Source organism: Dyadobacter pollutisoli (assembly GCF_026625565.1).
Lineage (GTDB): Bacteria > Bacteroidota > Bacteroidia > Cytophagales > Spirosomataceae > Dyadobacter > Dyadobacter pollutisoli.
Map to the genome: position 1 here is coordinate 837112 of NZ_CP112998.1, position 20664 is coordinate 857775.

General features: G+C 46.2%; 16 protein-coding genes. 8 read left to right on the top strand and 8 right to left on the bottom strand.

What is annotated here, in order from left to right:
* Positions 1-291: 291 nt before the first annotated feature.
* Complete coding sequence (locus ON006_RS03610) at positions 292-579, bottom strand: hypothetical protein (protein WP_267609950.1); 288 nt, start codon at positions 577-579, stop codon at positions 292-294.
* Positions 580-1307: 728 nt separating this feature from the next.
* Positions 1308-1892: a hypothetical protein gene (locus ON006_RS03615; protein ID WP_244823942.1), complete on the bottom strand. Its 585-nt coding sequence runs from the start codon at positions 1890-1892 to the stop codon at positions 1308-1310.
* Between the two features lie 914 nt (positions 1893-2806).
* On the opposite strand from ON006_RS03615, the gene ON006_RS03620 reads away from it, so the two are divergent.
* From ON006_RS03620 to ON006_RS03630, 3 genes are all read left to right on the top strand, one after another.
* On the top strand, positions 2807-3598 hold the full coding sequence (locus ON006_RS03620) for a carbonic anhydrase (protein WP_244823943.1): 792 nt from the start codon (positions 2807-2809) through the stop codon (positions 3596-3598).
* Between the two features lie 5 nt (positions 3599-3603).
* The gene (locus ON006_RS03625) at positions 3604-5775 is read left to right on the top strand and encodes a cation:proton antiporter (protein ID WP_244823944.1); all 2172 of its coding nucleotides are present in this window, start codon (positions 3604-3606) and stop codon (positions 5773-5775) included.
* A 233-nt stretch (positions 5776-6008) separates the two neighbouring features.
* Positions 6009-6167 (top strand): hypothetical protein, encoded by a 159-nt coding sequence (locus ON006_RS03630; protein WP_244823945.1) that lies wholly within the window; start codon positions 6009-6011, stop codon positions 6165-6167.
* Here the strand turns inward: ON006_RS03630 and ON006_RS03635 are convergent.
* The 4 genes from ON006_RS03635 to ON006_RS03650 are packed head-to-tail and all read right to left on the bottom strand — an operon-like array spanning position 6164 to position 7326.
* Entirely contained in the window at positions 6164-6481 is a 318-nt protein-coding gene (locus ON006_RS03635) for a DUF3784 domain-containing protein (RefSeq protein WP_244823946.1), read from the bottom strand. The genes ON006_RS03630 and ON006_RS03635 overlap by 4 nt on opposite strands.
* A gap of 25 nt (positions 6482-6506) precedes the next feature.
* Positions 6507-6812 carry a hypothetical protein gene (locus tag ON006_RS03640; protein ID WP_244823947.1) on the bottom strand — a complete coding sequence of 102 codons (306 nt, stop codon included), beginning with the start codon at positions 6810-6812 and terminating at the stop codon, positions 6507-6509.
* Positions 6813-6821: 9 nt separating this feature from the next.
* On the bottom strand, positions 6822-7097 hold the full coding sequence (locus ON006_RS03645; protein WP_244823948.1) for a hypothetical protein: 276 nt from the start codon (positions 7095-7097) through the stop codon (positions 6822-6824).
* Positions 7098-7110: 13 nt separating this feature from the next.
* Positions 7111-7326: a hypothetical protein gene (locus tag ON006_RS03650; protein ID WP_244823949.1), complete on the bottom strand. Its 216-nt coding sequence runs from the start codon at positions 7324-7326 to the stop codon at positions 7111-7113.
* A gap of 473 nt (positions 7327-7799) precedes the next feature.
* Here ON006_RS03650 and ON006_RS03655 point away from each other — a divergent pair, with 473 nt between their 5' ends.
* The 5 genes from ON006_RS03655 to ON006_RS03675 all read left to right on the top strand — a co-directional run bounded on the left by ON006_RS03655 (position 7800) and on the right by ON006_RS03675 (position 16321).
* Positions 7800-8735 carry a hypothetical protein gene (locus ON006_RS03655; RefSeq protein ID WP_244823950.1) on the top strand — a complete coding sequence of 312 codons (936 nt, stop codon included), beginning with the start codon at positions 7800-7802 and terminating at the stop codon, positions 8733-8735.
* Positions 8736-9331: 596 nt separating this feature from the next.
* Positions 9332-12424, top strand: coding sequence for a sensor histidine kinase (locus ON006_RS03660; protein WP_244823951.1), 3093 nt, complete (start codon positions 9332-9334; stop codon positions 12422-12424).
* A gap of 36 nt (positions 12425-12460) precedes the next feature.
* Positions 12461-13207: a LytR/AlgR family response regulator transcription factor gene (locus ON006_RS03665; protein ID WP_244823952.1), complete on the top strand. Its 747-nt coding sequence runs from the start codon at positions 12461-12463 to the stop codon at positions 13205-13207.
* A 245-nt stretch (positions 13208-13452) separates the two neighbouring features.
* Positions 13453-15513: a T9SS type A sorting domain-containing protein gene (locus ON006_RS03670; protein WP_244823953.1), complete on the top strand. Its 2061-nt coding sequence runs from the start codon at positions 13453-13455 to the stop codon at positions 15511-15513.
* Positions 15514-15925: 412 nt separating this feature from the next.
* Positions 15926-16321 carry a transposase gene (locus ON006_RS03675; RefSeq protein WP_244824039.1) on the top strand — a complete coding sequence of 132 codons (396 nt, stop codon included), beginning with the start codon at positions 15926-15928 and terminating at the stop codon, positions 16319-16321.
* Positions 16322-16689: 368 nt separating this feature from the next.
* On the opposite strand, the gene ON006_RS03680 is transcribed toward ON006_RS03675, so the two are convergent.
* The gene (locus ON006_RS03680; protein WP_244823954.1) at positions 16690-19194 is read right to left on the bottom strand and encodes a PIG-L family deacetylase; all 2505 of its coding nucleotides are present in this window, start codon (positions 19192-19194) and stop codon (positions 16690-16692) included.
* Positions 19195-19232: 38 nt separating this feature from the next.
* Entirely contained in the window at positions 19233-20633 is a 1401-nt protein-coding gene (locus ON006_RS03685) for a RagB/SusD family nutrient uptake outer membrane protein (protein WP_244823955.1), read from the bottom strand.
* Positions 20634-20664 lie beyond the last annotated feature (31 nt).

The window sequence follows — 20664 nt, forward strand, 5'->3', positions numbered from 1 at the left end:
GATTCGGCACTGAATAGGTCAGAAGGATTTTACAACGGACGTTCGATGAACCTGAGAATTCCCGATGAGAGCACATCCGAAGTCCGGATTTGAACACCGTTCAACGAATCTTGTTCGAAATATGGTAAAATGAAGGAAAACACTATTGTCCTAAATATCTACGCAACGCTTACAATTGGCTGCCTGCTGCTGTGCATCTCCCAACTTTACAAGTGGTTTATGGATCGAAAAGAATAAACTGGCTCCGTAATTAAAGTTATTTGAGGCCGCTTCTGGCCGCAGAGGTATAAATCAAAGGGAAGAATTGCGACTTAACTCCACAGAAAAAGCTGCCTCGCAGCAAGCCTTGATCGAAATCCTTCGTTCGCCTTGCATCCTGTTGTGCTGCTTTGCAGTGAGACGGACGTACATAGCCATGGTCCTTTCGGGAAGCCGCCCGTTTAAGTAAGTCAATGTAATCTCTTTGCCACCAAAATTGCCGGTGAGAACTCTCGGGCATCGCCGTTGGTCGACTACAATTACAAAAATCCCGGTAGAGGTGGCCGTAAAATTCCAGTCCTGCCAAAGCTGGTCACCCACCGCCCAGGCACATCCGGCATGGGTGCATATAAGCTCGGCTCGTCAAACACCTTCGATGTTAGCAGCCAAACCGACCGCACTTGATTTCTTGCCTTGTTGAAAACGACTGTCCCTGATTAAAAGAAGGGCTTGATACTCGGACTCATGCGCAGCAAATTGTCGCTGCCGCCGGGCGAGCGTACGTTCGCGGCTTCGTAACTGTTTCTCTCGTCGATCAAGATTGCAAGCCGAAATGGCGAAAGTTAACCCCAGTAAAATCAGCGAGTATTTTAACAACATAACGTTGGTGATCGGAAATCTTTCTTATGACTAAGGCAACAAAATGGAAGCGATGCAAATGCCCAGTTGAGACAAACAAGGCTCGGAAACAGGTTCCTTATCCAGTGCAAAGCACCCGTGTAACTATTCCTGCCGGCTTCCTGCTCTGACAGACGGCTGCGGCAATGCAGTACTGCCGCAGCCGCCGGTTGATTAACGGATCAATTTAATATTGGATTCACCTAGGTCGTTCTCATAGGCCTTATTTGCAGGCAATTATCTACCAAACACAGGGCTATTTTTACTGTGCAAACTGGAACATTTACAACTGCCCCGGGGGGTGGCTAATTCACACCTATTATCCAGTCGGGCGACAACCGCACGTTCCTCTTGGCTGGCCAGTGCCGCTTAACTTCCATGTACTTAGTTTCATATATCGTAAAAGAGCGTTTAAAATCGCGCCCGTATTTTCAATTTATTTTATCCAACAAAATCGCAGCTTTGCTAAAAAATGAGGCTATAACCTCCTTTTGATCCAGGGTGAGCCCGTCAGGGTTGATCCGTTCGGCAACCTCTTTTACAGCTTCGGCTTCCAAAGAAAGGGAAGGGTATTTTGCCATCTGGATTTCGAGCAAAGCCTCAGATAATCTGTCGGCCGCCGCACGGATATCATCGGCATGGGTTGCTTCAAGCGGATTGTCGGAGACCCTGTTTGCGTGAATCGGTACCAATGACAGGCGGTCCCCCAAATTAAACTCTGCAAAAACCGAGGCAGCCATAGTGGCCTCCATTAACTTCAACAACGCTTTGCCGTAGTATTGGTGATCGTCTTTCATCTGCTCAGCACCTTGTGCCACAAAATCCAAATAGGTAGTTATTTTAGCATCGTTTTCCTTTCTTTCGAGCAAATCGATTTCCATTTGCTCCTGAGAATTTTGAGTTCCACTGGGGGCAAAATTGTGAAAATAGATCAATAGGCCCAATCCGGTAAGGATTAGGGCCGGCAGTCCCCATAGCCATATGCGTTTTCCAATACTATCCTCTGTATCCTCCATTTTGATTGAATTTAAGTGGTTGAAAACTCGGGTTGAAATGCCCGCTCTAAACGTGCATTTAGTTCCGACTGTCCACGTAGCGCAACAGAGCACAATAGCCGCCCCTTTCTTCTTTTACTAAGCATTTGGAAGCAATCGTAATGTCTTCAACGGTTTAGGCCAAGGCGTATGCAGAAATAAGTTGCCCATCGAGCCTAAGAAATTGAAACTTCATTTCCAACCCCAGGTTCGACCCATGCTTGATTGAGCACCTATCTAGTGAAGACCAGCCTCCTAAAGATCCATTTTTTCTCGGTTAATTTCAACAACAATCGAAGTTTGTTGTTGATGCCTACCTTATTTACAAACGAAGGCTTTTCTGAACTTAAAATATTTTATGTCTGATAAGGGCATTTTAGCTGGAATAAAGATTTCGCCCCTCAGTAATCGTTTTCGGGGAAATGGTATTGCAGTTACATTGATGTCACAATCGCTTCCAGTCCTGAGCTCCTTACAGCATAGCCTCGTATTGAGAATCAGCCGGAGAACTCAATGAATGGATGAGAGCGCACTTTATAGGTCCGCTTGGGGGGAAACCGTTTCTTTATTTCAAAACGCCTTTCAGAATTTTACCAGGTAGACGAAGATGCTGTCAAATATTGAAATCAATACGTGGGCCACATCTCTTAAAATGTATTGATCCTGACCACGGGAAACTACCCGTTCAATGATTCGCAGTTGCAAAGACCGCTTCAAACTGCTGGTTTATCCATTTGGATAACCTCAGGAGTCTCCCTTTACAAAACGCCTGACTAAAACTAATCATATGATTTAATTGAATAATTATTATTTACCCATTGTTTTTACTATTATAGGAACAACGGGACAGCTAATCATAAAATGCTATGCTATACATTCCTAAAAACTGTGTCTACATGATTCTCTCATTGCTTTCGGCCCTTGGGTTGTGTTGCTGCAACCCTACTGGCAAGAAAACAATAGATGAGTCAGATAGCCTTGTTGTAACAATGGCGGACAGTACAATGGTTGGTTTCGGGCCAGATTCCACAACTCTGACTTTCGAAATGGCACTAGATTCCATCTATCAACGCGGGCCGAAAAAGGTTTTCCAGGCTTTAATGGCTGGGCATAGCCGATTTTCAAATGACTCTTCATTCGTCTATCATTCTGAAAGTAAAATCCCCGACAGCCTGGCCAGACTAAAGCCCTTTTTGGTGCTGACAGACATTGATCTTGATCAATCTGTTGAAAAGATCTTTGATATGCGCCGCTCAATGTTTATTCAGTTATCAAGCCCTGCGTGTCTGGTTGACAACAGACAGGTTGCCGCAATGGAATATGCGCTTCACTTCAGCGGGACGAAAGTCATCCTGGTCCTCTCCAGTAGCGGCAGCCGCATTATCGGCGCAGCGCTTGACAATGTGCAAACCACGAACTTTTCAAGTATCCTAAGCGAGCTCTCACAGGCCTCAAAAGCAGCGCCCGAGTTCGCCGACCGATCCTCCGCTAATAAGGCTTTTGTGAATAGCGTTGCCCAGGGACAGGCGCGGCTTTCACTTGAAAAGATCATTCAGATGAGCCCGCAGGTAAAAATGCTCGCCGACAGCGGCAAAATTATAATGAAGAGTGCATTTTATGATGCTGACAAGCGATCGGTCACTATTCTCGACCGTGAAGCTCCGTTGAACCCATCTGCTAACCGATAGACCACATGGCTATATTATTAAATGCAGAAGGCATGTTCGAACTGCCTCTTAGCAACCCGGTGCTCATATTTTCGCTGGTGCTTTTTATTATCCTGTTCGTTCCACTGCTGCTCAATAAGGTCAAAGTTCCTTATGTGATCGGGCTTATCCTGGCGGGCGTGGCAGTGGGTGAGCATGGAGCAAACCTGCTCCGGCGCGACAGCAGTATCGTGCTGTTTGGGACAGTAGGCCTGATCTACATCATGTTTCTGGCAGCCCTGGAAGTTGACATGAAAGAATTCCGGAAGAACAGCTCAAAAAGCCTGGTTTTCGGAATATTTACTTTTGCCATGCCTATGCTTATAGCAGCACTGGCCGCCAGGTTTATGTTGGGTTTTAGTTGGATTTCGAGTATCCTTTTTGCTAGTATGCTTGCCTCGCACACGCTTATTTCTTATCCGGTGGCGGCCCGTTTCAATGTCCATAAAACCAAAGCCGCCATCATTGCGGTCGGAGGCACGATCATCACCGATATTCTTTCCTTGCTTGTACTGGCTGTCATTGCTAAAATGAGCCAAGGCGAGATCAATCGGGCTTTTTGGATACAGCTCATTCTGTCAGTAATCATATTTGCGTTGATCGTATGGTTTATATTTCCCATAGTAGCGCGCTGGTTCTTTAAACATTTTGATGATAGTATTGCGCAGTACACCTTTGTGTTGGCGATGGTCTTCCTTGGCTGCTTTCTTGCAGAGCTGGCCGGAATTGAACCTATTGTCGGCGCATTTCTCTCCGGGCTTGCATTAAACAGGCTGATCCCCCACCACTCGCCGTTAATGAACAGGATTGATTTTGTCGGTAATGCCTTATTCATACCCTTCTTTCTAATCGGTGTTGGTATGCTCGTTGACATCCAGGTGTTGTTTAAAAGCGCCGAATCGGTAAAGGTGGCCGGTATCATGACTGCCGCTGCCCTGGTATCCAAATGGATTGCCGCCCTATTGACCCAGAAAACGTTTAAAATGAACGGAGATGAAAGAACGCTGGTTTTCGGTCTGAGTGCGGCACGTGCAGCAGCTACCCTTGCCACAGTTTTAGTGGGTTATAACATCATCATCGGACAAAATGAACTGGGGGAGCCGATCAGACTATTAAATGAAGATGTACTGAATGGTTGTCTGATCATGATACTGATCACCTGCACGATCGCCTCCATCGAGACTAACCGGGCCGCGGTCAAGTTAGCCCGAAAACTCAATGAGGGTGTAAGTCAGGTAGCAGCTCAATCGACCCGTAATATATTAATTGCGGCCTCCAAAGAAGATACGATCGATCCTATGATTGAGCTGGCACTGTTGATGCAGCCTCGAAAGCATGAACAGAATATCTTTGTTCTTTCTGTGATCAGCGCCGAAACTGCTAACCGCGAGTCCGAGGAAAGAAGGTTACGAAAATACCAGGACCGAATGGTAGCCACAGCTGCGGCCGCAGATGTGATCGTATCGCCGCTGATCCGTTACGATGTAAGTTATTCTTCCGGCATACAACACACCCTAGAGGAGAAAAGGATCCATGAAGTGATCATAGGGCAGCAAAAGGGTCAGCAGGTCCCGGGTTCGGTTACCGGATTAAAATCACAGAAGCTTCTTGCCAGGTGCCCACAGATTGTTTACCTGATCCACGGCATGCAGCCCCTTAACACGATAGGGAAAATAACGGTAGTCTGCTCTAACAAAGTTGAGCTTGAAGCATCTTTCCCAGTGTTGATGCAACGGATTACCACGATTGGGAAACAGCTGAATTGTGACGTTCATTATTACAGTACGGAAAGCACTCTTACGTCGATCAAGGCATATAATCAGGTAAACAAGGGGCCAGGGGCGCAATTTACCGTTTTTGATGACTGGGATGATTTTCTGATACTTTCCCGTGACATCCGGACTGAGGATCTATTTGTGGTAATCTGCGCCCGTCCCGGAAACATCAGTTACCATACCGCCCTGGCAGAAGTACCAAGGCATCTGGCCAAATACTTTGACGGGTACAACTATCTTCTGATGTACCCTGACCTTCAGGCAGATTTTTCAGTACAGACCAGCCAGACGGAACGGACTGGTGAAATTTTGCAGAAAGGGATCGATCAACTGGGCAAAACTGGCGATAAGATCATCCGTAACATTTTAAAGTCAGGAAATTGACTCGCAGTTTAAAATCCTAAGATCAAAACAATCTATCTTCCTTTTTTACATTGAGTCCTGGTATGTTTTACCTCGATAATCTGCATAGAATTTACACGGGTATTTAACCGTTCCGGTCCCACGGGCTCTAGCCGTAATTTTCATACAAACCACAGTGCTGAGCGTGGAAATCTCATCCAACCAAGCATCATCTTGATACGAACCGTCGGCGATCACGACTAATGCCAGTCCTAATGCAAACAAAAAATGTACGACCACATTCCTCGATTCTGAGCTTGCTCCATATCGACACCTTCTTAATGCCTAAAAATGCAGGCCATCCTAACAGCGATCAGGTTGTTGATGGCTGGCGGATAGCGTCGCCCCCAAACGGACGTTTTCTGCAATACTAAAATTTATAGTATTTGGACATCCCGGAAAGGGTTATTGCTGTTCCGACCAGCACTATTGTAGTAAACGATATGCCGAAAATAAAGGCGACGCTATCATGGAAGGGCTGAACATAAAAACATATTATTGAGAGCAAACCAGCACATATGGATAGCCCCATGGTGCATTTTCCAAACCAGGCCGCCAGACCTTTTTTATCCAATACCTTCTTTTCATCATATCCTGCAATTATGCCCAGCCACTCAAACCTCCATGTAACCAGGCTCATAGTGATGAAAATAATCCCAATAATCAGATAAACTACTCCCAATAACATTATGTAATCATTGACTGTTACTTGACTACCTGCGAATGTTCTTACTTTGGACCACCAAATATGAAACCAATACGACCATGTTGACCGGGATATAGCAAGCTACAATCACCATTATCGTCTGATCCGGTAAATTTTCGACAGCATAGCCCAAAGCAATGAAGCACAGCCCTAACAGGCCTAAATAACTCCCAGCGAGTCTGGCGGCTTTCTCTTTGTCAATAATTTCACCGCCTTTAGGGACATTGCTCAGCCAACCGACTAGTCCGAAACGCCAGATAGCTATACCCAGCAAAATCACCAAAATACCTACCGATGCCAAGACCCAGTTCATACCGTTAATTTAGCGACCAACAAATAAGCAAACTCCTAGCCAGATAAATCCGATCCTCCAGACCACAGCGGTCTTCCTGAGTCCGGTCCGGTTCCGGATCGAAAAATACAGTGCAGCTTCCAGGGAAAAAGCTAGCACTCCTGACAGGAAAAAGTATCGGAATGGCAGTCTTTCAACCGCCACGATTTTCTCGGCTACTGTATAAAATACCGAATACAGAAAGCTTCCGATAATCATAAAGCGCCACCAATCCTGTGACAATTCTTTCTTTTGGGCCTGATCCATGATGCATAAATTGTTATTGCCTAAAATATAGCCAGGTCCACATCACCACGCCAATCAATGCAAGCGTACCTGCGATCAGTTTGTTGGTGGCTGGTTTGGGCACTTGCCGAATCGGCATTCCTTCCCGGAACGCGCTCTTGACCTGCGTAAGGTACGGCCATACATAGGTCAAAGCCAAACAGCAATATATGACAGTCATCAGGGCATACCAGGCTTTGCTATTCCCCATACACGTTCCGGTTTATAATTCTCAGAAAAATCTGCCCTAATTTAAGCTTTCCATTCTGCTATGTGGTTTGTCCAAAGGATAATCGATTATGCTTGGAATTTGATTTCGACAACGTTTCACGCTAGCATAGCCATTTTTTTCATAAGTCGATTTGCAACAACGGTCATAAGTCAATATCATAAAGATAAAAGGTTATTTATTTCTGGACCTACTTTTTGGACCTTGGTTTTGGCTGTTGCTTAATAGTGAAAGGATGATCGGGCATAGGTTCAACAAGGTCCAGCTTTTTGAACTTTGATCGATTTTGAAGATGGAATATCAGATGGTGTTTTATCTAGCAGAGAAGGCAATTCTGCGTCCGATTTCAAGCCGTCTAAATGTCTCCCTTACCAGGCAATGATGTTGGAGGTCGGGGGCTTTGCCTATTACGTTATCCGGATACTATTATATTTGCGCTCAAACAATCTATTTTTATGGGGCTCGCAGACGATATCATGCAAGAATTCATGGCTGCCTACCCCGAGGCTGCCCAGGGACGATGGTCACAACAGGAGCTCAACCAAAAGTTGCACTCGTTTATGCAGGCGCGCAACCAGAAGCCGTTGGCAGCTTTCGATGGGCTATCCGCCCAACAGATGCACGCACTGCTTAATAATCCCTTCGGACAAGTCTCTATCTTAGGTAGGCAACAGACTCTAACTGACGATGTGATCGACCAGGTTCCATTTTTTCGGTTGATCGAGATTTTGCAGGGCAAACTCTCGCAGGGGCCGATTAAACTGACCACAAAAGGGAATTTACCGCTTTCGGTATGCGGTGAACTTTATGAAACGAAGCTGTTAACAGATGATGGCATTGAGAATGGCTACTCTAAAAAGATATCCGAGGATAATGTGGCTTTCATCCAAGCCTTGAAAGCTTGCCTTCTGATCGGGTCGGATGTGAAAAAGCTGGGCAATGCCTTGTCACTCACTCAGACCGGTCAAAAGTCATTGTCGCGAAGACGGGATAAGCGCTTCTGGGAGCTGTTTGACATTTTCACTACTCGTTTCAACTGGGGTTACCTTGACCTTGCAGATACGCAGGTCGGATACTTCGGCTGGGCATACTCGCTGTATTTGCTACACCGGTATGGTGCACAACACCGTAAGACCAGCTTTTACGCTTCCAAAGCCATGCTGGCCTTTCCTAATTTGCAACAACCAACACCATCGGGACATTACGGATTTACCCTGGCGCCAGAACGTGTTTACCAATGGCGGTTTATTGAAAAATTTGCAGCCTGGTTTGGCCTGATAGAGTTTGAACAAGCCTCTATTGACACTAAGTACCAGGGCAGAATTCTGTTACGCAAATCACCGATCTTCAGCCAGATTTTTCTACTCGATACGCCCGAAAGTCATAGCTGAGCATTAGAATTTTGTCGTCGAAGTGAGCGCCATTATCATGGTAATAAACGAATACAATGTCTATGCTAAAAACAACATCAGTTCACTAGAATCTTATTACTTTGCTATTGCATCTAAAATCGAAATAATAACCTACTTTACAATATACACTATTTCCACCCTGTCTATATTTTTCTTTTCAGACACCGATCTGCCGTTTTGGCATTCCATTGCAGCAGGCAGCTTAGGAGGATTGATTGCTGACTTATTTATGATACTTTTTCTCCTTCCATTACTTCTTGTCAAGAAAACTAATTCCGCTTCCCATTTATAAATCAATTTGGTTTCGTTGCAACTCTCGCTCGGCTGTTGAATCACTTCTTATTGCGGTTGTTGTCGTTAATAGTACCCCCATTTCGGTTGCGCCGCCATTCCGGGATCAGCTTGCGGTTTGCGCCCCGCGGCTTTTTCTCCGAATGGTTAAAAGACATATGCTCAATGAAATGGGCAAAGCCCTGTCTTGGTATACGATTTCACATAAACCTCAGCCATGACCGGACCTCCATTGGTAAAAACAGATTTAAATTGTAGGTTAGATGTACATATCCATACTCCACATGAGCAGACACGCTATCCAGCTGCTGGCTTTGCTACTGATCGCCTGTAACATAGGCTTTGCGCAGCTCCCTAATATTTCGTTTGACCATATCACCGACCGCGACGGGCTTCCAAGCCGAACGGTAGAGTGCGCCCTCGAGGATACCAGCGGCTTTATGTGGTTTGGCACACGAAAGTCCCTCAGCCGGTACGACGGCTACACATTTCAGCGTGTGGGAAACAAATGGGTGCATGGTTTGGCAATGGACCGCGCCGGTACTGTCTATTACTCCTCTGGCTCGGAAAGGCTGGTCAGGGTAGACGCCCTTTCCAGGAAAGAAAGAAGCATTGCTGGACCAGCGGAAGGAGGCGCCTTTAATACGTTTGTTGATTCCTTTGGGAACGTATGGTTTTCTGACCGGGACAATATCAACCGATACGACCCCGCCAATGGTAAAACGTATGTTTACCGTATGAAAAAAACCACCTATATCTACCATAAAGGCAGCTTTGCCGAGGACAGCCATCGTAACGTCTGGGTGTTGGGCATGGAGGTGGGCTTATTTCAGTTTGACAGAAAAGCCAACAGGCTTGTTTGCAAAATTGGGTTGGACTGCCCCATAAAAAATGAAAAGTACCAGTTTCAAATGCACCGGGGCTTTATTGACAAGCAAGACAAACTTTGGGTAGCCATAGGCCAGGGGATCCTGAAGTACGATATAAAAACCGGACAAATAAAAATTTACAAGCGCCCTAACTTCTCTTTACTGACGGTTTGTGAAGGGACGGACGAGGAGGGGAAACGAATTTTCTGGGTAGGTTCCGAATCCGGGCTGGGCGTTTTTCGGCCGGAAACAGAGCAGTTTCACTTTTTCAAGAATCTTATCCCTCAGCAATATACGGTCTATAACATTGTCCTTAGCCCCAGAAGTGGCATCCTTTGGGTTTGTACCTCGGAAGGTCTTCTGAAATACAATCCTCACAACCAGTTTATCAAAACTAACCACATTGCTGCCGGCCAGCAACCTGTAAATGCCATCCTGAACGATAAGTCAGATCCGACTGGACAAACCTTCTGGATGGCGGTTGCCTATCAGGGGCTCTACAAATGGAACCTGGCAACAAATCAGATAACACACTATAAATTCCCTCAGTATAGCGAATTGTCAGAAGCTAAATGGCTGATACAGGATAAAAATAACATACTATGGGTGGGTTGCAACCAGTGGCAAAGCTGGCAGGATGGCAAAGGTGACGCATCAGATAACCGTTTCGAGGGTATTTTTCGATTTGATCCTGTTGCAGAAAAATATCTTCCCATGCCTTTCACACTTCATCATGCTTTTTTTTCAGTTCCTTTTTACTCGTTGGGGATCATTGACTCAAAGGAGCGGTTTTGGCTTATTAACCACTACGAAAGCATCCACGTGTTCGACCCCAAAAACAACAGGGAAATTAACCTGTGGTCAAAGGAAGCCCATGCCGAAATTTTTGCCAATGGGAACTGGGTGATGGATGTATTTGAAGACAGCCGGTCACACATCTGGCTGACGACCTATCAGGGGATTTTCCATTTCGACGAACCAACCCGTACCTTCCGGAAAACAAAAACCGGGACGGGCCTTTTAAAAATGACCGAAGGGCCCGACGGGAATCTTTGGGTCGTGGGCTGGGCCGGGCTGATCAAACTAAATAAGGAAGGGGAGATTTTAAAAACCTGGTCTGATAAAGACGGGCTTTATGATCTGGAATGCCATCGCGTGTTTGTTGATATCCATAACCGTGTCTGGATTGGTACCTTTGATGGGTTGCATCTTTTCGACGAGAAAAGTAATACCTTCCGTAGGTTTACCGTCAACGATGGCCTCTTGTCCAACAATACCATGATGGGTTTGTGCCCTACCGGGGACGACAAACTTCTGGTGGGCAATGTAGGCGGCTGGAACGTGCTCGATATGGCTGCACTCGACCGTTCACAGGTTGCCTACAATACCCACCTAACCAACGTACGTGTCAATAATAAGGATAGAATGGCCAATTGGTCTAAGCATGTTTCCCTAGGGCCCCATGAAAATGCAGTCAGTTTCAATTTCTCGGCCCTGAATTACCGCAAGCCCAATGATAACCATTATGCCTATTATCTGGAAGGGTTCGAAAAAAACTGGATTGATGCCGGTCAGGATCACCAGGCATTTTATACCAATCTGGCGGCGGGGGATTATGTTTTTCATGCACGGTCTGCCGGGGTAAATGCCGGGCAGGAGTTACAGGTTCCCTTTGTTATTAAACCTGCATTTTATGAAACCAGGTGGTTCAGGTTATTGATGCTTCTGACGGTGCTTGGCCTGGTTGGCTATATATATCAAAATCAGTTGTCCTATCAAACCATAAAAGCAAAGCTGGAACTGGAAGAGCTTACGTTGCTGCAAAAAGAAGCAAAATACAATGAGGAAGTGGCGGCCTATCAGCTCAAACTTTCGGAAACGGAAATGGCATCTTTGCGTTCACAGATGAACCCGCATTTTATTTTTAATTGCCTAAATTCTATCCAGTTCTTTACCGCTCAAAACGATGCCGAGAAAGCCTCAGATTATCTGACCAAATTTTCACGGCTCATCCGGCTGGTACTGGAGAATTCCAAATCCGAACAGGTTTCTTTGGAAAATGAATTGGAAACCCTGCGCCTTTATATCGAAATGGAAGCCATGAGGTTCCCTGGGAAACTTCACTACAAGATTCAGATGGACGAGGGAATTGATGCCGGATTGACCCAGATCCCACCGTTACTATTGCAGCCGTTCGTAGAAAATGCAATATGGCACGGGCTAATGCAAAAAGAAGCCGGAGGGACTGTCCGGATCGCATTGACTCAGCCCGGGCCGGATTTGTTGCGTGTGGAGATAACCGACGATGGCATCGGACGTCAAAAAGCATCGGATTACAAAAGCAAATCGGCCACAAAAAGTAAATCTTATGGGATCAAAATCACCGCCGACCGTATTGAACTGATCAATCAACTTTTTCAGGTCCAAACCAGCGTACAGATCATGGATTTAACCGATCAGCAAGGCCTGCCCGCAGGGACGAAGGTTGTCCTGAGTATTCCAGTTTAGTACAATCCATGCTATTTAATACAAAACATCAAAATCATGATCCGTGCCATCATCATTGACGACGAACCCAATGCAGTAGGTTTATTGGCCCTTCGTCTGGCACAGCATTGCCCGCAGGTAGAAGTGGTAGCTTCCTGCACCAATAGCCGCCAAGGTATCCAGGCCATACTTGACCATCATGCAGATCTGGTTTTCCTCGATATAGAAATGCCGCAGCTGAATGGTTTTCAGGTCCTGGAAGCCGTGGCGGGCGTTTCGTTTTCCCTCGCATTTGTAACGGCCTATGACGAGTTTGCATTGAAAGCCTTCCGGTACAGCGCCGTGGATTATCTTCTGAAACCAATTGACACACAAGAATTGATACAAGCTGTTGCACGGGTCGAAAAACGTCGAGAAACCCTGCCTGAACAATTGGAACATCTTAAACAACAGCTAAATAGTCCGGTTAAGACCTTTCCGGACCGCATCGCACTACCCTATCAAAATGGAGTTGCGTTTGTTGAGATGAAAGACATTATCTACTGTGAAGCAAACCATAACTATACCAAGTTTTATTTACAGGACGGACGTTACCATTTAGCCGCAAAGTCCCTGCGTGATATACAGGAGCTCCTGGAAGAACGCGACTTTTTAAGGGTACACCGGCAGTTTCTGATTAACCTTGGTCATATCAGGAAATTTGTCAAAGGGGAAGGATCTTATGTGGTCATGTCTAACCAGCAAACGATCCCTGTTTCCCGCATGCAGAAAGAACGGCTCATGGAGCGGTTTGGCTGGCTGTAAAGATTCGGGAGCAAAATCAATATTTCTACCTGCATTCACATAGAAAAACCCGCCATTCGCAACGAATTCACTGCCGTTCGCCCGCGCACAGTAGCACCTGGCATCAAAAAAAATTAGGTTTGATTTAAAGAACCCACTTCTGGCCCATCAAGGCTACATCATTTTGATTTCACGGATAAGAATATCCGCACTTACGCAAGAATACAGTATCAAAACTTTCTTCCTTCTGATTAAAACTTTATCTCATGAAAAAGTGTGTACTTCCTTTTGTCCACAAGCTTGGGCCGTTGAGTTTGTTACTTTTTGTAATTTTTGCGGGTCAGCTGAGGGGTTTGGCTGCTGATGTGACTTACAGCACTGAAACCCTCGCTGCCGCTAATGTGCTGCAAGGAACCAGTAACCACCCGTTTTACATACTTAAAGTAATTGCAACCTCAACGGCTGTTGTGCTCAACCGTGTAGATGTCACCACCTCGGGAACTTACGCTTCGGGCGATGTCAATAATTACAGATTATACGTCAACACGGTCAATAATTTTTCAACAGCCACACATACCGGAAATAATGTATCCGCAGTGGCCGGAAATGGCGAAACAATTCAGTTTACGGGGTTTGGTACCGTAACCATACCGGCCGGTGAAACAAGGTATCTTTTTATAACGGCGACTATCAAGGCCACTGGCATCGACGGCCACACCATCAAGGTTAACGGGGCGGCAAACCCGGCAACCGTTTTTTACACGGCCCCTGCACCAATAGTGACCAATAACCAAACCGATGCAGCGGGTGCACAAACCATTAAAGCACCGGCCGTCACTTATAGCACCGAAGCACTCGCTGCCGCTAATGTGCTGCAGGGAACCAGCAACCATCCGTTTTACGTACTCAAATTAGTGTCAACCTCCACGGCTATTCAGCTCAATCGTGTGGATGTCACCACATCGGGAACTTACACTTCGGGCGATGTCAATAATTACAGGCTTTATATCAATACTGTCAGCGATTTTTCCACAGCCACTCATACCGGGAATAATATATCCGCAGTGGCCGGAAATGGCGAAACAATTCAGTTTACGGGGTTTGGTACCGTGACAATACCGGCTGGTGAAACAAGGTATCTTTTTATAACGGCAACCATCAAGGCCGCTAGCACCGACGGTCATACCATCAAGGTTAATGGGGCGGCGAACCCGGTGAGTGTTTTCTACACAGGTACCACGCCAGCGGTAACCAATAATCAAACCGATGCATCGGGTGCGCAAACCATTAAAGCACCGTCCGTAACTTTTGGCACTGAAACCCTTGCATCTGCTGATGTACCGCTGGGCACTAGTAACCACCCGTTTTATATACTCAAATTGGAGGCAATTTTCACGACAGTCCAGCCCAACCGTGTGGATGTCACCACATCTGGAACTTACACTTCGGGCGATGTCAATAATTACAGGCTATATATTAATACTGTCAACGATTTTTCCACAGCCACTCATATCGGGAACAATGTAACGGCGGTAACCGGAAATGGCGAAACCATTCAATTTTCGGGATTTGGCAATGTGACGATACTGCCAGGTGAAACACGGTACTTTTTTGTCACGGCAACTATCAAGGCCAATGCCACAGACGGCAATACTATAAAGGTTGACGGGTCAGCAAACCCTGTAAACCTTTTCTACGCTGGCACAACGCCAACAGTGACCAATAATCAAACCGATGCGGCGGGCACACAAACCATTGGTACGGGATTGCCGGTAACATTGGTGTCCTTTACCGGTAAGAAAACAGGCGAGAATAAAGTTACACTTGATTGGGTTACCTCAGACGAGAAGGCTTTTGAAGGGTTTGCAGTCCAAAGGAGCCAGGATGCAAAAGCATTCGAAAATATTGGAACGGTGTACAGCAAATCTGCCGACCACACCGTCCTCAGGACTTATCAGTTCATTGACGACATATTGGGATATGATAATTCGTATTACAGATTAAAAATGATAGACGAAGACGGCAGTTTTGAGTATTCAAAAATCATCCACATCGGATCATCTGTAAGCAGGTCAATAGTTGGGCAACTGTATCCGAACCCTTCCGTTTCGACAGAAACGTACATTGATATTGTTATATCAGATGCAGGTAGCTGTACTACAAAAAGTTATGACCTGTCCGGAAGGATACTTAACACGGAATATCATCAATTATTTAAAGGGTTAAACAAAATCAAGATCAATTTCGAAAAACTGGATAAAGGTACTTTTCTGATCCTGTTTGAAGGAAAAAACCAGATTGAAGCAAGGACGCTGATCAGGCAGTAGGATGCTTTCTGACAAGGCTTTTCCACACGCCCTTCGATGCCTTAAAGAAGGCAAAGATTTTATCTTTCAAATTCTAAATGGGTGGTTGCCGAAATCGCATCTTATCTTTGTTGACGAAGGTTCAGAAGAACAAAACATTTGCATGTTGGCAGGCTGCAATTGTAAACACAAGAACTTTCGAAATTAGACGACGATTAGACTCGAATTCTTATTCGAAATTTGCAGTAGAATAATCGGTATGATGGTACAGACATGATCCATCATACCGAAAGCCTTCGATTTAAGATATATTTGTCAGTGCTGATGTGAAAAATTGAACTTTTAGAGTTGATTCCCTTTTCAGGAGATTAACCTAAAAAAAGATATAGCCCTATATAAAGGTGGAGTATCAAAGTACTCTTATGCCTTTCTTCTGCGTAAGTCTCCCTGTCCCCCCTGTGTTCTAAAAGAATCCTGTACGCCTAAGTCCCTTTTTAAAAGGATTTTTATGACAGCTTATGAAGATTGTTACCATAGAGCTTATGAAAGACAACTAAGCAGGCGCGGGAAACGGATGAAACAAGTACGGCAAAGTACGGTAGAGCCGTTTTTTGGAAGTCTGGTCCATCATTACGGATTAAGTAAAATTAATGTTCTGGGAAAAGCTGCAGCACATCAGGTGATGCTGATGGCAGCAACCTGCTTCAACCTCAAAAAGTACCTCAAAACATTTAAAAGGAAATTGGCAAATAGTGCAGCAATGGATACCATGGCACACTTAACCGGCGCATTGTTTACACCCTTGATTGCTTTTACGCCCAATTTTTAGAATTCCAAGAAGGTAGCACTAATAATTCCCAAGACTTAAATTGTCAGGTTAGTTCTGCAACGACCACGACGAGTTAAGTGTACTTGCCAGGACAAAAATGTTTTTGAGCACTAAAATGGTACTAACATAGAAAATTTCACATAGCGTCAATCCCGCAAAGAACTCTGCTATCTATTCCGACTTTTAAGAGGCGTTGCTGCAAATAAGTCCGAATGCGTTAAGCACCCATCACTGCTTCTATCCCTCGACAGTACCAGGTAGGCTGATCAGAAATTGTTATTTGGTAAAAAGTTAAGGCCGGGAAGCACTGTTTTAGGCTTCCTGGCCAGATTATGCTCCTTGATGTTCTCAGATTAGGAATAACTTAACTACTTTCCCAGGGACAGCAAATTGACAAACACCCGGTAAGCCCCCGGAACACCGGCGGGCAGCTCCCGGAACCACGACAGGCTGGTATACACATAATTTCCTTTCCCATACTTGGCGACCAGGATCCCACCATCCAAAGCCGGGCTGTCGGGATCATTGGATGAGATAACGGCCTCATATTCGGGTGACCATTTCTGAGGGAAATACAGGCCGCGCTCCTGTACCCAGTTCTTAAAATCGGCCGGGGTAATCTTGTTGGGTACATTCAAAACCGGGCTTTCAGGTTTCAGAAAACGCACTTCCGAACCTTCTACGGTGATTCGATCACGGGTTAGTGTAAATGGGTATGGTCCGATATCCTTCATCACCAGATCCATATCGGTATTATATTGAATGATAAAGTTGCCGCCGTTTTTGACATAATCCATTAATACCGACTGGTAATGCTTCATCCGCTCATTGGTATTGTAAACCCGCACACCAGCCACGATCGCATCAAATTGACGAAGCTTTTCGGGGGTAATATCTTTGTCTTCGAGTATCGTCACCTGGTACCCGATCTGTCGCAGGCTGACGGGGATCAGGTCGCCGGCCCCCATCAGATAGCCAATGTTGTTGCCTTTTTTGATCAGGTCCAGCTTGATTGTCCTGGCCGTCGCTTTTGGAAAAAAGACCTGAGCGGGAATGTGGCCGTAACTGATCATACCAAAGCTATGGTCATACGTTTTTCCCTCCACTTCTACCACCGCAGTAATTTCCGTTTCCTGGGATTCGGCGGGCGGGTAAAGCGCAAATTCCACCATTTGCTCCGCGCCTTTCAGTTTCAGGGCAAAAGGTACATGCTCAGGAACTGATTTCCAGCCCGCAGGCAGGTCAAGATGTACTTTTCCCTTGCATTCGTCTTTCCCGGCTTTGATTGCGACCAGTACTTTTTTGGCTTGCTGGCTTTCAAACATGTACACATCCTGCGAAATATTGGCAAAAACCGGCGGCGTCACCACCAGAGGCTGATATACCTCCCCGACGACGGGATCCTTTTTCTTGAACACCACAGGCGTTTCATAATGTAGTTTCTGACCGTCGATCAGTATATCAAATGCCACCATCGCAGCCGGCGGGTTTTCGCCGCGGCCGATTTTCTGCTGGTCTTCCACTGAAAAAAGCCCTTTATAGCCAATCGGTTTTCGTAGCCAGTAAGGTTGGGAAATCGGTATTTTTGCCGGAATTTTAGTTTTAAATGCAAAATCCAGATCGTTATTATTTTTCAAAGGTGCCGAGAGTGTCGTGTCACCCGATTCAAACGGGAATGCCACTTTCTGCAAAACCACATTCGCCGATGAACGGTTGATCGCTTCCACGGAGACATGCATCGTTTCGCCCGGCGTGAATGCAAAATCAGAAGCAGTAGCTTCCAGGTACAGCCCGAGTGTGTTTTTAATGAGCTCGTTCACCTCTTTTAATTTCGTCGTTTTCCAAAAACCTTCGGGTAATTTGGTTAGTTCTGCATTGATTTCCAGTAGCATAGTAACACTCGCTGATGGATCCGCTGGTTTGTAACCTGCAAGTAGCGCGGTCACCAGCTGCTGTATTTTTTCACCGCCTTTCACCCTTGTCCAGGTGGTGTTAATGCCCTCAAAAAGTTCCATTTGCGCCTTGGTGCCTTTGGTATGCTGCAAATATTCCACAGACACCCCTCGGGTACCTATCGAGCCAAATCCCTGACTTTTATGCATACTTCTGCTCTCTGCGGAAATTTCACCATAAGACTTGCCCAGCAATGCATTATAGCCACCAACATCCAACTGTAAATAGCTTTTTGCATTTTTTATAAACTCCTCCTTATTCCTGATCCCCCACATGCTGATATTCCACATCAGCCTTTTAGCCTGCCAGGTTTCTACAAATTTCAGCTGTTCGGGGAAACGTTTCGGGTCTGCGGCGGCGTCAAATGCTTCTTCGGCTAAAATCGACGATGCGCTGTGATGCCCGTGCCCGGCGCGTGAATCGGGCGGGAACCGCGTTACGATCACATCAGGCTTCACATTGCGGATCACCCAAACCGCGTCAGCCAGCAGGTTTTCTCTTTCCCAGATCGTAAACACTTCTTCGGGGTTTTTGGAAAAACCAAAATCATTGGCCCGCGAAAAATACTGCCTGCCTCCATCCATACGCCTGGCCTGCAAAAGCTCCTGGGTGCGGATCATCCCGAGCTGCTCGCGGATCTCCGGTCCGATCAGGTTTTGCCCGCCATCGCCGCGTGTAAGGGAAAGGTAACTGGTGTTAAACTGCCTTTCATTGGCCATATAGGCGATAAAAGTAGTATTTTCGTCATCTGGGTGTGCGGCCATGTAAAGTACATTGCCCAGCACATTCAGCTTTCGCATATCGTGAAGGATCTTTGCTGCTGAAGGTTTTGCCGGAGCCTGGGCCATCAGTTGCGGTGCGTACATGACGCCGGCCAGGCACAGGTATGCCACCGCGTTTTTGAGGTTAAAGCGCATCATTTGAGTGTTATAAATGGGAAACCGCTGGTTTCTGAATTTTAATTTTGCTTAAAGGATGAATTGATATCGAGCTCCCGCTGCGGGATCAGGTAAAGCAGCCGCGCTGTTTTACCCTGCGCGGTCATCACTTCCGCTGCTTTGCCAAACCGCAGCAGGTCTGCCCAGCGATGGTTCTCGAAAGCCAGCTCAACCCTGCGTTCGTGTAACAGTTTTTCCTCAAAAGTACCCACTGTGGCTGCGCTGATCGGTGCCAGTTTTGCCCTGGTCCTCACAAGGTTAATGTATTCATAAGACTCCGCAGATTCACCCAGTGCCTCCGCCAGCATCAGCAAGACATCGGCATAGCGCAACACTACGAAATTATAGGATGCGTCGTTTTCGTTGAATGCATTTTCCTTGCCGAATTTGTTGATAAACCGCGTATCGTTCCGTGAGCTGGTGATCAGCACACCGGAGCTGTTGACGAAACTGGAATCCATTGATTTAAGAAAACGGTCATCCCCAGGCTCGTAAGCATTCATCATATTCACGGTAGGGCGGTTTTTATAGGCACCAGTAGTTTGTCTTAGCAAAGGAGAAAAAGCATTGGTAAATGAATTTCCAGTGCCGGTCCCACCTCCTTTGAACTGTACTTCGAAAATAGATTCCGCATTGTTTTTATTGGTTAACCCCCAAAGACTGCCATAATCTGCCAGTAATGAGTACCCGTATCCGTCAACAATTCGTTTCAAAACCGTTGCCGCTCCTGCTTTGTCTCCGGCAGTCAGCATTACTTTTCCCAGCAATGTAGCGGCTGCGCCTTTGGTGGCGCGGCCCCGGTCCGCTGCGGCATGCTTGATCGGCAAAGCCGCTTCTGCGGTCGTGAGGTCGGTAATGAGTTGTTTATACACTTCCGAAGCAGGCACCTGGGGCAGTGAGCTGCCTTCCGCCACCGATTTTGCTTCGGAAAGTGGCATCGGAATGTTGCCGAACAAAACCGCCAGATTATAATAAAACAACGACCTGAGAAACAACGCTTCTCCCTTGATCCGCTCCTTGACAGCCGCATCCATATCAATCGGCTCAATCCGGTCCAGGACAATATTGCAGCGGGCAATACCCAGATAGGAATCCGTGTAGGCGGCTGTGATCATTTCGCTGGTGGCTATTTCTGAGAAATTGTCGATTACGGTCAGCTCGGCACCCAGCCCGGTGCCGTCCGGTCCCTGGTCGGTATTATCCGAGCGCATTTCCTGCATGATCCAGTAACTCTGGTTATAAGTCCCTGTCATCTGTAAGGTTTTGTAAGCCGCATTAATGGCTGTGTTCATATCACCCGCCGTGAGGTAAAAACCGTTCACATTCCGCTGGGTCACCGGGTTCAGGTCTGTAAAATCCTGGCTGCATGACCACAGGCTTCCTGCGATCAAAGACGCCAAATAGATGTTTTTTAATTTCATATCCTTTTCGCTTTAAAGTCAGTGAGGTGAT

What these genes read in the sequence shown, in the direction of transcription:
- ON006_RS03635 (WP_244823946.1), bottom strand. Translation starts at nt 6,481, where the DNA reads ATGTTATTGGGAGTAGTTTATCTGATTATTGGGATTATTTTCATCACT.
- ON006_RS03685 (WP_244823955.1), bottom strand. Translation starts at nt 20,633, where the DNA reads ATGAAATTAAAAAACATCTATTTGGCGTCTTTGATCGCAGGAAGCCTG.
- ON006_RS03655 (WP_244823950.1), top strand. Translation starts at nt 7,800, where the DNA reads ATGGGGCTCGCAGACGATATCATGCAAGAATTCATGGCTGCCTACCCC.
- ON006_RS03620 (WP_244823943.1), top strand. Translation starts at nt 2,807, where the DNA reads ATGATTCTCTCATTGCTTTCGGCCCTTGGGTTGTGTTGCTGCAACCCT.
- ON006_RS03625 (WP_244823944.1), top strand. Translation starts at nt 3,604, where the DNA reads ATGGCTATATTATTAAATGCAGAAGGCATGTTCGAACTGCCTCTTAGC.
- ON006_RS03615 (WP_244823942.1), bottom strand. Translation starts at nt 1,892, where the DNA reads ATGGAGGATACAGAGGATAGTATTGGAAAACGCATATGGCTATGGGGA.
- ON006_RS03680 (WP_244823954.1), bottom strand. Translation starts at nt 19,194, where the DNA reads ATGATGCGCTTTAACCTCAAAAACGCGGTGGCATACCTGTGCCTGGCC.
- ON006_RS03665 (WP_244823952.1), top strand. Translation starts at nt 12,461, where the DNA reads ATGATCCGTGCCATCATCATTGACGACGAACCCAATGCAGTAGGTTTA.
- ON006_RS03645 (WP_244823948.1), bottom strand. Translation starts at nt 7,097, where the DNA reads ATGGATCAGGCCCAAAAGAAAGAATTGTCACAGGATTGGTGGCGCTTT.
- ON006_RS03640 (WP_244823947.1), bottom strand. Translation starts at nt 6,812, where the DNA reads ATGAACTGGGTCTTGGCATCGGTAGGTATTTTGGTGATTTTGCTGGGT.
- ON006_RS03650 (WP_244823949.1), bottom strand. Translation starts at nt 7,326, where the DNA reads ATGGGGAATAGCAAAGCCTGGTATGCCCTGATGACTGTCATATATTGC.
- ON006_RS03660 (WP_244823951.1), top strand. Translation starts at nt 9,332, where the DNA reads ATGAGCAGACACGCTATCCAGCTGCTGGCTTTGCTACTGATCGCCTGT.
- ON006_RS03630 (WP_244823945.1), top strand. Translation starts at nt 6,009, where the DNA reads ATGCAAACAAAAAATGTACGACCACATTCCTCGATTCTGAGCTTGCTC.
- ON006_RS03670 (WP_244823953.1), top strand. Translation starts at nt 13,453, where the DNA reads ATGAAAAAGTGTGTACTTCCTTTTGTCCACAAGCTTGGGCCGTTGAGT.